Raw genomic sequence first — 13,750 nt, 5'->3', positions numbered from 1 at the left:
GGAGGAAGCCCGTTCATGGCAAAGCTAAATCTGAAAGCCATCGAAGAGCGCGTTGCTCCGCTCGGAGGCCGTGAGGCGTACGACCGCGAGTTGATCTTTGATCTCTTGCTCGCCTACGGAAAGCCCCAAAGCAGCATCACCCGCCTGCGCAATGGCGATTTAAACGTCGCTGCCGACAAGGACACTGAGGTCGCGCAGAAGAAGGTCGTCTACTTCAAGGAGACATCGGGCGACACCCTGGAAGAACTCGAGGAGCTGAAGAAATCCCCGGACGTCGTGCGCTTCAGCGCGCGGTTCGTCATCGTCACCGACTACGTCGAGCTCGTGGCCACGGACACCCAGACGGGCGAGACAATCGGATTCCCGATCGGGGAAATTGGCCAGCACTTCACCTTCTTCCTGCCCTGGGCGGGGATGGAGAAGGCGCAGTACGTCGCCGAAACCCACGCGGACGTCAAAGCTGCCGAGCGCATGGGCAAACTGTTCGATGAGCTGCTGCAGGCCAACCCTGATCTTCTTAAGCAGCCAGGGGGACGCCACGCGCTTAACCTGTTTTTCACTCGTCTGCTGTTCTGCTACTTCGCCGAGGACACAGGCATCTTTGCCGAGAGCCAGTTCACTAATGCCGTCGGGTCCCACACGCTGGACGACGGCTCGGACACCGCGGACTTCCTCACAGACCTGTTCACGGCGCTGGACACTGCAGACGCGTCCGATAAGCCCAAACACCTCGCGGCATTTCCCTACGTCAATGGCCGGCTGTTCACGATGTCCGAGGACCACGTTGTGCCGGTGTTCACCAAGAAGGCGCGGGAAGAACTCATCAACGCCGGCAAGCTCATTTGGCGCGAGATCAACCCGGACATCTTCGGATCGATGTTCCAGGCGATCGTCACGCCAGGCAAGCGCAGCGACCTGGGCCAGCACTACACGTCGGTACCGAACATCCTCAAGACGATCGAACCGCTCTTCCTCAATACCTTGAAGGACGAGCTCGACGAGAGCTTTGACTCCGTGAAGAAGCTGGAAGCACTGCTCAACCGGATCAGCGCCATCAAGGTCTTTGACCCAGCCTGTGGCTCCGGCAACTTCCTGATCATCGCCTACAAGGAGCTGCGAAAGCTCGAACATGCGATCCTCGAACGTCTAGCCGAACTGGACGACAAACACCTCGTATTGTTCGCAGAGTCCAGGATCAACATCGAAAATTTCTACGGGATCGAAATCGATGATTTCGCCGTAGAAGTCGCAATCCTCTCCCTCTGGATTGCCAAGCACCAGATGAACACGGAGTTCAAGGAAAAGTTTAATGTCTCGATCCCGCTGATCCCGCTGAAGGAGACCGGTCAGATCAAGCAGGGCAACGCGACCCACTTCGACTGGAACCATGTCTGCCCGAACGACGGCGGTGAGATATATCTGATCGGGAACCCCCCATACGTGGGGTCGAGCATGCAGTCGAGCGACCAGAAAACAGACTTTTCTTTCGTTTTTGGTCGGCGACCCTTCTCGAAGAACCTCGATTACATCGCTCTCTGGTTTGTAAAGGGTTCCGATTACATAAAAGGAACTCGGGCTCAGCTCGCATTCGTCACGACAAACTCCGTCGCACAGGGCGAACACGTGAGCTTGATGTTTCCCACAATCTTCAACATGGGAATTGAGATTGGCTTTGCCTACACCTCATTCAAATGGGAAAACAACGCCAAGCGCAACGCAGGTGTGACAGTGGCGGTCATAAGTCTTCGAAATGAGTCGAATGCGCCAAAATACATCTTCACAGACGATCTTCAAATCGCCGCCAAAAACATCAACGGCTATCTCACCGATGCCCCGAGCATCATAGTAGGTCGTCAGATGAAGCCGATCTCAACTGGACTCCCACCCATGGCCTTTGGGTCGAAGCCAACGGACGGCGGGTACCTCGTACTTGAGCCCGATGAGAAGGCACGGTTGCTCGACGAGCACCCTATAGCCGCTCAGTTCGTGAAGAGATACGTCGGTGCCGCCGATTACATCAACGACATCGAGAGATACTGCTTATGGATTACAGATCGCGAGGTTAGAGCTGCGCGCCTGATTCCACCCATAGCCTCCCGACTGGACAAGCTTTCGGAGTGGCGACTCGAGAGCAAGGCGCAGAGTACGGTCGACTTCGCCGGCCGTCCACACCGGTTCAAGCAGATCGCATACAAACCGTCAAACTCGATCTTCGTGCCGCGAGTCTCGTCGGAACGGCGGACCTACATCCCAATGGGCTACTTGGATGAGGGATACGTCATCAATGACCAAGCGTACGCGGCATACGACGCGGAGCCGTGGGTATTCGCTGTGCTGACTTCATCGATGCACATGTCCTGGACACGTGCGGTTGCCGGCCAGATGGAGACTAGGCTCCGCTACTCAAACACCATCGTCTACAACAACTTCCCCGTCCCGCCACTGCCAGATGCGATGAAGGAAAAGCTCACTGTCGCTGCACTGCGGGTGCTCGACGTCCGCGAGTACCACTGCGAACGGACCTTGGCAGAGCTCTATGATCCTGACTTGATGCCCGACGATCTTCGCGCCGCCCACGCGGAGATCGACGCACTGGTCGATTCCATCTACTCCAAACGCGGCTACGAGACTGACGAACAAAGACTGTCGGACCTCTTTGCTATGTATGAGGAGATGACTAAAGCCGAGGCTACAAAAGCCCCAGCCAGGAAGACCCGGAGGACCGCGAAGTGAACGCGATCAAGAAGCCCATCAACATCGTCGACGTCACTTATGCCCAAACGAGGGCTTCGGTGAACACGGACGCGCTTGGCATGCGCGAGATGCAGCAGCGGGTCTTCGCGAAGCGTGACGCGCAGCACCTGCTGGTCAAGGCCCCGCCCGCTTCGGGCAAATCGCGTGCGCTGATGTTCGTGGCCCTCGACAAGCTCTACAACCAAGGACGCAAGAAGGTCATCGTGGCTGTCCCGGAGCGCTCGATTGGCGCGTCCTTCGCCTCGACTGAGCTGTCCAAGTTCGGCTTCTTCGCGAACTGGGAGATCAAGCCGGAGCACAACCTCTGTGATGCCGGCTCTTCAGCCGGCAAGGTCGACGCGTTCATCAGCTTCCTCGAAGGGCCCGATGCAACGCTTGTGTGCACCCACGCGACACTCCGCTTCGCGTTCGAGAAGCTGGCACCGGAGTCGTTCAACGGCACAGTTCTCGCGATCGACGAGTTCCACCACGTCTCCGCGGACGTTGAGTCGAGCCGCCTCGGCGCGCTCCTGCGGGACGTGATGAAAGGCAGCGACGTCCACATCGTCGCGATGACGGGCTCCTACTTCCGCGGGGACTCCGTCCCGGTGCTTTCGCCGGAGGACGAGGCCAGGTTCACGCCTGTCACGTTCAACTACTACGACCAGCTCAACGGCTACGAGCATCTGCACTCGCTCGGCATCGGCCACCACTTCTACCAGGGCCGCTACACCGACGCGATCGGCGAAGTGCTGGACCTCGACAAGAAAACCATCGTGCACATCCCGAACGTCAACTCGGGTGAATCCACGAAGGACAAGCTCGAAGAGATTGGCCGCATCATCGATGTCATCGGGCACGTCGAGGAGACCGACCGGGACACGGGCATCATCAGCGTGCGCCGGCAGGACACTGGAACCATCGTCCGTGTCGCGGACCTCGTCGACGACACCGACCAGAGGAAGCGCGGCGACACCCTCCACTACCTGGCACACACAGCCTCCAAGAACCGCGACGCAGTCGACATCATCATCGCCCTCGGCATGGCTAAAGAAGGCTTTGACTGGCCCTTTGCCGAGCACGCCCTCACCGTCGGGTACCGGGCCTCGCTGACCGAGGTCATCCAGATCATCGGCCGTGTCACCCGCGACAGCCCCGGCAAGGAGCACGCCCAGTTCACGAACCTCATCGCCGAGCCGGACGCCACACAGGGTGAGGTGAAGGTCTCGGTCAACAACATGCTCAAGGCCATCACCGCTTCTCTCCTCATGGAACAGGTGCTCGCGCAGAACTTCACCTTCAAGACGAAGAAGTTCGACGGCGACGACTCCGAGGTGCCGGGCCAGCTGAAGATCAAGGGCTTCAAGGAACCGTCGAGCGATCGCGTGAAGCAGATCGTGGAGACTGATCTGAACGACCTGAAGGCGACGATCCTCCAGGACGATTCCTTCGCGCGCGCCGCCGCCGGCTCTGTGGACGCGGAGACGACCAACAAGGTGCTTATCCCTAAAATTATCCGCGAGAAGTACCCGGATCTCACTGAGGCCCAGGTGGAGGAGGTCCGCCAGCAGGTCGTCGTGGACTCTGTGATCAAGAACGGCGAAGTGCGCACAGTCGGCGACAAGCGGTTCATCAAAATGGCAGAGAAGTTCGTCAACATCGACGACCTCAACATCAACCTCATCGACTCGGTGAATCCGTTCCAGCGCGCCTTCGAGGTCATGTCGAAATCGGTGACCCCCTCAGTGCTCCGGATCATTCAGGACCAGATCACGGCCACCCGTGTCGAGTTCACCGAAGAAGAAGCGCTGGCACTCGTCCCCAAGATCAAGAACTGGATCAAGGTCAACGGTGGCCGGCGACCGGACTCGCGGGCCGAGGACCCGACTGAGAAGCGCTATGCAGACGCACTGCTGTGGCTCCAACGGGCGAAGCAGAAGCTCGAAGCCGAAAAGCGGGCAAATGAGATGGTGGAGAGCGAATGAGCGATTACGACGACATCCTCGAAGCAGCACCGTCCTCCCTGCAGGACCTCATCGACAACGACCTCGACGGGCTCCTCGACGCGCCCGAGAAGCCCAGGAAGATCACCTCGTCCGACCGGCTCGAACGTGCATTCCTGGAGATCGTGGAGTTCCGGCGAACGCACGGGCGTCTGCCCAGCTCGGTGACCCGGGAGATCGCCGAACGGAAGCTCGGGGCCCGGCTCGAAGGCATCCTCGCCAACGACGAAAAGATTGCGGCGCTCAAACACCTCGACACGGAGTTCGATTTACTCACAATAGAAGCAGCTCCTGAGTCGCTGGGCGACCTTCTTGAGAGCGATGAGCTGGACGATCTGCTCGGCGACGACTCCGGCATCCTCGACGTGTCGGATCTACCCGTGATCAAGCGGCCCGAGTCTCCGGACTCGGTTGCCCAGCGGGTGAAATCCGAGGACTTCGACTTGTTCGAGCCGCTGTTCAAGGCCAAGCACGCCGAGTTGGCCGATGGCACATACAAGCTGATGCCCTTCACAGGCATGGATCTCATCCGCGTGGGTGTGTTCTTCGTGCTGAGCGGCGTCATGTGCTTCGTGGCTGAGGTCGGCGAGGACGTCGACCTGATCGTCGGCGGTAGGCCCAGGCAGAAGCAGCGCCTGCGCGTCGTCTTCGAGAACGGCACGGAGTCGGCGATGTACAGGCAGAGCCTCATGACCCGGCTATATGAAGCGCAGGGCCAGGTCCTTGCACGGGCGGGCCACGATGCCGGCGAAGTCCTCGACGCGGATGTGGAGAGCGGTCACATCTACGTGCTGCAGTCGCTCAGCGAGGACCCCCAAATCGCGGGAATGAACGACCTCCACAAGATCGGTTTCTCAACCACAAACGTCGAGACGCGGATCAAGAATGCGACAACTTCACCGACCTACCTGATGGCACCCGTGAAGGTGCTGGCGGACTACCGCCTCTACAACGTGCGTGCGTCGTGGCTGGAGCACCTCCTGCACCGGGTGTTTGCCGAGGTGCGTCTGGACCTGACACAGGTAGACCGGAAAGGGCTCGACTACGATCCCTCGGAATGGTTCCTGGTGCCGCTGGAGACTATCAACAAGGCCGTCGCAATGATCATGTCCGGCGAGATCACCGACTACGTCTACGACAAGGCGCTGCAGCGACTGGTCAAGCGTGGCTGAGGCGGAGGCTCAATGGGCCGCTGACCCCGCAGGTGTCTACTTCAGCGATCGATTCAACGTGGACCCACAGGTGCTTGAGGACTGGGGTGCCTTCGACATCTCAGTCGTCTCCGACCTCCCGGTCTTCATCGATCCATTCCTGCTTTTCAACAGCGATAAGGAAGAGTACCGCGCGCTGCACGAGCAGATCGTCAACTATCTCCGCTTCCTACGCGATCACGCCGACGAACCGCTCGATTCGGGCCGCATCAAGAGCTGGTACTCGTTCAGCGAGGTGAGGCAGAACTGGCTCGGGTTCACCGTCGGCAGCAACCGCGGCCACGGCCTCGGAAGGAAGTTCGCAGTCGCAATGCACGGCGCCCTTGGCAATCTGCTCCGCAACGTCGGCAACGAGCCCATCACCAACTCGACCCATGTCGAGAAGCTCGCCCTCGTCAGCAACGGTGTCGGCCGGGACACCATCTCAGACCTGACGACAAACCTCATCAAACATTTCCTGCTGAAGTACACGAGCGAATTCGCAATCAAGCACCTCCCTCCGGACAGCCGGAAGAAGATCGCGGTCCCGCGCGCGAAGTTCAACTACAACACCCAGACGTGGGCGGCCGGGACGTACGAGCTCCCATTCACGGAAGGCGATTTCGTGATTCTGACCCCCAGCGATCTCCTCACGAAGGACGATACGTGGATCAACCGCTCCGACATGGATCGATCTTTTGACACGGTTCTCGAAGCAACAGAAGACGATCAGCTCAGATCGGACGTCAACAACTACCTCGCCAAACGCCTTACCGAGAAGTCTACGGACAAGGACCACCGCGAGGCGCGTGCTCTCGCTCTGCGCCACTTCCCCGAGCTCGTCGACTGCTACATCAAACTCAAAGAAGAGACCGGCGACCAGGCCATCGCCAGAAGCTGGGAGAAGGTTCAAGACACCCAAGCCCTGCTCCGCGACCAGGTGCAGCTGGCGGCCCGTGACATCGCTCAGAAGACGAGCCTCTACGAGAAGCCGTGGAACTCGCAGCAGGAAGCGCGCCGGGCAGTCGGAATCTTCAAGAACTACGTCGAGAACCAAGACGGCTGGCGCGCAATCAACAAGGGCGACGGTAAAGGTTTGTCAAGCGAAGCGGATGTCCAGATCTTCTTCGGCCTGCTACTCCAAGAATCCCGGTTCGATGTCAACCGCGAAGCCAACAACGGTCGCGGACCGGTCGACTTCAAGATTTCGATGGGCCTCGACAAGACCCTGATCGAGTTCAAGCTCGCCAAAAGCAGCTCCCTTAAGCGCAATATGGAGAACCAAGTCGAGGTCTATAAGAAGGCGAATGGCACAGACTCAGCAGTCTTTGTCGTCATCGCGTACTCGGCGAAGGAAATCGAAAAGACTGAGAACGCGGTGCAGGACCTCGGCCTGAACAGGACGGACACGATGGAGGTTGTCATCATCGATGCTTCACCGAAGGAGTCGGCCTCCAAGGTCTAGCCCCGTTAGGCCACAAACATTTTCACGAACATCAAGTGCTTACCATCTTGTCGGCAACCCGCCTGCACAGCTGGCACCGGTCGGCACTCAGTGTTCGGAGTGGTCAGCGATTCTGTTGGATGGCATGGCTTCGCAGCCAGCTATACGGAGCGAAGTCGGTCAATGTGGCGGCGCTGCTCCTTGTCGTCCTGCTTTATGTGAACGCTGACAAGCACACGGTTGCCGTCGGGCTTGTAGTAGAGACGGCCCATGTCTTCACTTCCGGCAATTCCGGTTGAGAGCTTCGAAATTTCGCGCCATCCTCGGACGCCTTCTAGATCTTTTCCGAGGTTCTCGCCCATATCGATCTGGACGAGCGACCGTAGAAGCGAAGCTGGTGATTCCACATTTGCCAGGACTTCTGCGCCATCGAGAACGAAAACTAGCCGCGAAAAGATCGTGTCCAGAAATCCGAGGACGCCTCGCCGCGGGACTGTGGAATTTGTGGTGGTTCTACGTCGTTCGCCTTCCTGTTGCTGGAACTCTTGGATCCTGTCTTGCAGGGCAGACATCGTAGCCTTCAGAGAAACGATCCGGGCCCCATCTTGTTCTGCCCGAGTGCGCCAGTTCGCGATGCTGCTGTGGAGTTCAGCGTTCTCAGACAGTGCAAATTCAAGTAGCTCTTCCGTCTCCTTTTGTTCAGCCAGGAGTTCTTTGGCGTAGTTGGATGGTTCAGTTGAGTTGGCCAGTGTCGCGATCTGGGTACGCAGAGTTTTCTGGTGCTCTAGCGACCGCTTGAGGTCGGCCGACAGTTTAGCTTCGCGGTCTGTAGCCGCTTTGAGCCGCTGGCGAAGGTTGTGAACTTCTAGTTCTGACCCGGTTAGGCGCTCCTGTAGCGTGATGGTTTGGTCAAGCAGACGCTCGACCTGGGCGGTGAGGTCTTCCAGCCGTGTATCTTCTGGTTGTAAGAGATCGGGTAGAGGGCTGACTGCTGAAGGCGAGAATGCCGCTGAAACCCGTGCTATTACTTCGTCGCGGCCAGCCTGTAGGCGCAGGCGGGCAAACCAGTCATAGAACTTGCCATCGGAGGCCGTTCGATGGCTTACGTCCCACCGCTGCACTGAGAGGTCCGCTGCTTCCAGGGCGCCAATGACCTCTGCTGCAGCTCGCTCGGAGGCGTTGAAAACGACGTGGTGCCCAAAGCGGTTGCTTTCGAGTGCCCATTCTCCGGCAAATCCTTCGAATCTAGACGGCCTGATTGCGTTACTGAGTCGGGGCGCGTAGGGGACTGAGGCATCTGAGAAGAGGAACCGGTTGCAGTCCTCGATTTCCCATGACGCTCCCGAGATGTCAACGAGGTTGCCGTCGAAGACTGGGTAGACTGCGCCCGCAAATACTATGCCGGCATAACCATCGGGGGTCAGCCGAACTGGCCGGCGGATGGATTCTTCAACGGTGAAATCGCCGTCGACGATGCAGACGACAAGCTGCTGAGCTGCCACGCTAAATTACCGACGAGGCGCACCTGCAGGCAGGGTCGCCCCACTGCCGCTTACAGACAGCACATGGCATGTAGTACAGATGTTCCTGGATCTGCTCCTCAGTAGCTTGGCCGGGGCCGGGGATTCTCGAGAACGCTTGTGGTTTGTGCTTGTAGAGGACATCACCTGGAATTAAGCGCGAGTCCTTTTCGTCTGCAACATTGGCTCGGATTACGAGACCGTCGTTAGGCACGAAGCGGCTGGTATCGGCAGCGTCGATGGATCCGAGGTCCTCTGCACCGGGGAGGCCGATTCCGAACTCCAGGTCGAAATAGGAGGCTGTGGCGCGGCTACCTTGCTGGCTGGACTTGGCCTCTACCGAGAGGATGAGGTCATCGTCCACCTGGACGTCAAATTCGAGTCGTTCGGTGAGCGGCGGTGCACTCTTATCGACCTTGATGGTTACTACCCCTAGTGAAGTTCTGGGATCGCTTGCCTGTGGTTGCTCGGTCAGCTCTGAGGGTGCCACCACTGAGAACTTCGCGGTCCCATCCGTCGGGTCTGTGCAGTAGAGGTGGAAGCGCTCCCGGCGGACATGGTTGTGAGTGGGCATCGGCGTTCCGGCGCTTAGAAGGGGAAGCCTGGATCCGCGGGACATTTCCAGTTCAATTTGCTTTGCCAGTACTAACCGCTGCGAGTCATGAGCTATCCAGGCTGCGCCCTGCGAAACCAACGTGCCGCTGTTTTCCGGGACGAGCACGCGTTCTGGACCGAACAACTCGTGGAGGCTGCTCCGGATGCTGGGCATAGCTGCCATACCTCCTGCGACGAGGCAGAGTGAAATCTGGGCGGGAGCCATTCCGGCGGTTTCGAGAAGTGATTCAATTTCCCGAACTCCCGCTGCCACGAGGGGGCGGGTTATCCCGTCAAGTTCCTGTCGGCTCAGGGAGTACTGAAGCGTAGTACCAGATTCAGGGAAATAGCTCGGGCCGTAGAACGTTACTTTTGCGCGCTCTGACAGTTCGATCTTGTTTCGTTCCGTGAGTTGAAGCAGGCGTAAGCGTGCCTCTCGTGTCGGCTTGTCCGATCCTGAGATCCCGTGCGTGTTGGAGAACCTTGTGACGACCTCGTCGCGAATAACTTGATCAAATTCGTCGCCGCCGACGAGATCTGTCCCGCCATTACGCAGCTGAAGGATCCTGCCGGATTCAATCCGGCAGAGCGTTAGGTCGAGCGTGCCACCACCCCAGTCGACGACGAGAACATTGCGGCGCATCAACCGGCGCATCTCACTTTGAGGGTCCGCTGCTCCTCGAAGGTAGCCATATAGTGCTGCTAGCGGTTCGTGAACGAACTGGGCCACTGACATCCCGGCCTGAGCGAACGCCTCGCGAAGCGCGGCACGTCTCGGACCGTTCATGTTCACCGGGATGGTGACGACAGCACGGTCCAATTCGCCCAGCACTTGACGCCGATTGCTTCGTTTGGACTCTGTCCGGACATGGCTGATGACTTCGGCCACAATATCGACAGGGCTGCGATCCACCCCGCCCACGTTGATGGTCTCTTGCCCCAGATAGAATTTGGGTGAGCGCACGGTGCTGCCATGGACTCCCAGTCCGACCTCTTCCAGGGCATGGCGTGCTTCTCGCCCAACTATTACTTCCTCGCCCTCGTACCGGACTACGGAAGGATGAGGACGGCCTTCTTCATCCAAGACATCAATGACCCGGTTGCCGCTTATTATGGAAACCAGGCTGTTTGTGGTTCCAAAATCGAATCCGACAATCATGGTTACACTCCATCGATTTCTTTGAGGCGTTTGACTTCGCCGCCGATCGCGTTCAGGGCTCGGTCAACGAACTCCTCAGCAACATCTGTGCTTCCGTTGCGTAATGCGTGAAGGCCGTCGTTCAGGAGCTCCACCTGGTTAGTTAAGCGACGGATGACTTGTGTTCGGAGAATTTCATAGTCATCTACGTGGTGGCTTCGATCCACTATCCGGCTGCTTTGCTCTGCAGCCAGGCGCCGCTTTAGATCATCGATTTCTGCCTCCAGGCGTGCGGAACGAGTCCTCTCAGAGTCCAGATCGCTTAGTCGTTGCTTGCCTAAAGCCTCAGCTCTTATCGCACGGAGTTCGTATTCTCGTGCCTGAATGGTGGCTCTTTCACGTCCAGCATCGCTGTCTTGCACACGAGTTGTGAATCGCTGGGATAGGTAGTGAAGGGCGTCAGTGTTCTTGGCAGCAGACAATACGGCAGCAGCTCGTGCTTCGTTTCGGTCCATGTGCTTTTTCCAGATGTGTGTGCTCATGTCATCAATAAAATGATCCAGTGGCATACCCCGAAGAACGCTCATGAGTGCAACCGTTGTCACCGCATTGACTCGCAGCCGCTCACGGGTAGCCTCGGTCAGGTCAGACGGTTTTTGAAGGCCAAGTTCATTGAACTTTGCTTCCTTGACTGCCTCGATGACTTGTTGGGTGGGAGCCTGGGTCTGGGCTTCCATCCACGGCCTGATCCGGTTTTTAAAGACACTGTGGTTATCCATGGCTTCCAGCACCAGATCAAGGATTCGTTCACGAACACGTCGTTCAGCGCCTAATTCGGCCACCGCCGCTAACACGTTGGGCGGAACATTGAGGAAAGGATCCGTTTGGACTAGTCGACGAACGGCATCCACTTCGTCTTGTGCCGCGTTGGGCTGCAGGGGTATGTCGTCTAGTGCTTTGCGTGTGAGGTTGAGCTTTCGGCCTGGTTCCCTGTAAGCAAACTCAAAGAGGGCAAGAATGGATTTGGGGGTTTCCTTCCTCGCTGTGGTGTCCGTGACCGGCGGTTGTGCCACCTTCCGTCGAAAGTTCTCATCGTGCTTGGAATCGGGCGCGACATCAGCAGCAGGCCCAGTGGATTCGGGATTTATCGTCACTATCTTGCAACTCCTATAGTTGGACGCGGGTTTGGAAGGCTGCATACCAGTCTTCGGTGAGTCGACTGTGACGTAGGTTCTCTGCGTGGCGCTTGGCGGAGACCAAATCACCGGCCGCGAAGGTGTGTTCAGCGGCAACAAGGTGCAGTTTGAGGGAATCGTTGAACCGCTGCGTGTTGATGCCTGAAGTTAGCTCAGATACAACGTCAGGCGCGGCGGACCCATCAAGCGGTATGGTGCTCCACTGTAGAACCTGTTCAATTACAGAATCGCTAAGTGCTCTGTCGAGACTCGAGTGCGGTGTAAGCGACAGGTCTCCCAGCGCGGTAGGTTGCCCAGTGAGCAGCGACTGGAGCCGTAGAGAGGCCTCTGCGACGCGTTGGCTCCTGGTTTTGGTCATGGCTCGTTTGAATTGGTTGTAGTGGAAGGCGACTATGCCGCAAATTGCTTCTGCCGGAGGTCGATCGAAGTTTCGGAGAATTTCGACTGCTTGGTCGTACTTAGCCTGATAGCCGTCTCCAGCAGGTGTTTCGTCGGGATTTCCGCTCTCCGCCGCGCGTTCGCGGGCCATGACGCCGTACAGATAGTTGGCAAGACCCGCGACGTACCTGGCGGAGGTCGGATAGTGCTTGGAGCGCATAATGAAGTCATCGATGGAGCGGGCACTTAGCTCACGTCCATCTATTAGGCGGTCTAGAGCCTCGTCGACCGAGAGCAAGTCGTTTTCCTCGGTGAGATTGAACTCGAACTCGAAACGCGGTGGACGGGGAACACCATTTTGCGCGAGGGTAACTTCGACTACCCCGGTCCGCTGAGAGCAGAGGACTTCGGCTACGCTTTCCAACGAGACTGTGCTGCCGTTCACCGTGACTTTATCGGTATTGCGTATTACCCAGTCGTCGACCGAGGTTTCTTCTGTGACGAGGAGTCGACCTCTTCCGCATTCCCGGCCCTTAAACACCAGGACGGGCCGTTGAATTGAATGTCCTTGAAACGTGTGAACACGGAAGTCACGCTCGGTGACGAACTGGAGGCCACATGTTGTACATGGGAACACCGAGACCTGCCGCTCGTCGATGAATCCTCCGCCGCCCTCTTCAGTGTGCTCATGGAACTCCATGTAACCGGTATGCCAGAAACCCACTGCGCTCCTAGATCTCCGCTGTTGAGTCGTGCGCGAAGAAGACCGGCCGTGGAGGACGGTCATCCTCTCCGGTCGTATGTTCTTCGATGCTTAGGCATGGGACGGCGGTCCCTGCCTGCCAAGACGTAAGGTGTCTTCGTTTGTCAGAGAAATTACCCATGTTCTTCCTTCCGGCCCAGCGGTGACCGAACAGGGCGAGCTTTTTTGCATATGTGGGGAGTATATATCTGCTGGTAACAGGCCTTCGACGACGTAGTCGCTGCGCTTGAACCATACTCGAAGTTATGTGCAACTTGAGGTTCAAGGGAAACGAGCAGCGGTGGATCTGATAAGACTATTCACGAGGTCACTAAAAATGTACTGAGGGGATCAATTTTGACGAGATACGATGAGAATCCAGAAGCTGCGGAAGCCGCCATCAAAGAGGCTAGTGTTGCCATAGATAAGCTGGATGACGAGTTGGCTATCGCTAAGGAACGGGCCGAAGAAATCGAGCGACAAGCGAACGAAGCGAAGTCGCCCGAGGAAGAGGCCGTCGCGCTTCGCAGACTCGCAACGATCGAGCAGGAAATACAGGACCTATCCCAGGACCTAACCTCCGCCGAACGTTACTTTGGGAACGTCCAAGAGTTCTGGCTCGAGAGCTGACGTCTTCCTCAACATCCGGGTATGAGATGAGTGGTGTAAGCGGCGGCCGGTGATGCCGGCTGGCTAGGCGTATTAGGCCGACAGGTACGTCGTGCACTCCTCGCCGCAAACAGGCACGCGTGGCGTCAGCCTCTGTTGGTGGACACCTGAAGTAGCGGGATCCTGGGATTCTGCGGGAAGGT

The 13,750-nt window shown here is 57.9% G+C and carries 9 protein-coding genes; 5 read left to right on the top strand and 4 right to left on the bottom strand.

Annotated elements, in window-relative coordinates; translation table 11 throughout:
- Positions 1–15 precede the first annotated feature (15 nt).
- Genes OCL88_RS14990 through OCL88_RS14975 form a run of 4 tightly spaced genes read left to right on the top strand, consistent with a single transcriptional unit; the run spans position 16 to position 7,391 of the window.
- Complete coding sequence (locus OCL88_RS14990) at positions 16–2,733, top strand: DNA methyltransferase (protein ID WP_243542951.1); 2,718 nt, start codon at positions 16–18, stop codon at positions 2,731–2,733.
- A complete protein-coding gene (locus tag OCL88_RS14985) occupies positions 2,730–4,718 on the top strand; it encodes a DEAD/DEAH box helicase (RefSeq protein ID WP_243542952.1) in 1,989 nt (662 codons plus the stop codon). Before OCL88_RS14990 ends, OCL88_RS14985 begins: the two co-directional genes overlap by 4 nt.
- Positions 4,715–5,908: a GIY-YIG nuclease family protein gene (locus OCL88_RS14980; RefSeq protein ID WP_243542953.1), complete on the top strand. Its 1,194-nt coding sequence runs from the start codon at positions 4,715–4,717 to the stop codon at positions 5,906–5,908. The genes OCL88_RS14985 and OCL88_RS14980 overlap by 4 nt, the downstream gene beginning before the upstream one ends.
- On the top strand, positions 5,901–7,391 hold the full coding sequence (locus tag OCL88_RS14975; protein WP_243542954.1) for a hypothetical protein: 1,491 nt from the start codon (positions 5,901–5,903) through the stop codon (positions 7,389–7,391). The genes OCL88_RS14980 and OCL88_RS14975 overlap by 8 nt, the downstream gene beginning before the upstream one ends.
- A gap of 140 nt (positions 7,392–7,531) precedes the next feature.
- Here OCL88_RS14975 and OCL88_RS14970 read toward each other — a convergent pair whose 3' ends face one another.
- The 4 genes from OCL88_RS14970 to OCL88_RS14955 are packed head-to-tail and all read right to left on the bottom strand — an operon-like array spanning position 7,532 to position 12,920.
- Complete coding sequence (locus OCL88_RS14970; protein WP_243542955.1) at positions 7,532–8,872, bottom strand: hypothetical protein; 1,341 nt, start codon at positions 8,870–8,872, stop codon at positions 7,532–7,534.
- Between the two features lies 1 nt (position 8,873).
- On the bottom strand, positions 8,874–10,643 hold the full coding sequence (locus OCL88_RS14965) for an Hsp70 family protein (RefSeq protein ID WP_243542956.1): 1,770 nt from the start codon (positions 10,641–10,643) through the stop codon (positions 8,874–8,876).
- Between the two features lie 2 nt (positions 10,644–10,645).
- Entirely contained in the window at positions 10,646–11,776 is a 1,131-nt protein-coding gene (locus OCL88_RS14960; protein ID WP_243542957.1) for a hypothetical protein, read from the bottom strand.
- Positions 11,777–11,789: 13 nt separating this feature from the next.
- A complete protein-coding gene (locus tag OCL88_RS14955; protein WP_264963028.1) occupies positions 11,790–12,920 on the bottom strand; it encodes a hypothetical protein in 1,131 nt (376 codons plus the stop codon).
- A gap of 375 nt (positions 12,921–13,295) precedes the next feature.
- On the opposite strand from OCL88_RS14955, the gene OCL88_RS14950 reads away from it, so the two are divergent.
- Positions 13,296–13,568: a hypothetical protein gene (locus OCL88_RS14950; RefSeq protein WP_243542959.1), complete on the top strand. Its 273-nt coding sequence runs from the start codon at positions 13,296–13,298 to the stop codon at positions 13,566–13,568.
- Positions 13,569–13,750 lie beyond the last annotated feature (182 nt).

Source organism: Paenarthrobacter sp. PAE-2 (genome assembly GCF_026013155.1).
GTDB lineage: Bacteria > Actinomycetota > Actinomycetes > Actinomycetales > Micrococcaceae > Arthrobacter > Arthrobacter ureafaciens.
The sequence above is the reverse complement of the archived record's forward strand: the minus strand, read 5'-3'. Positions and strand labels throughout refer to the sequence as shown.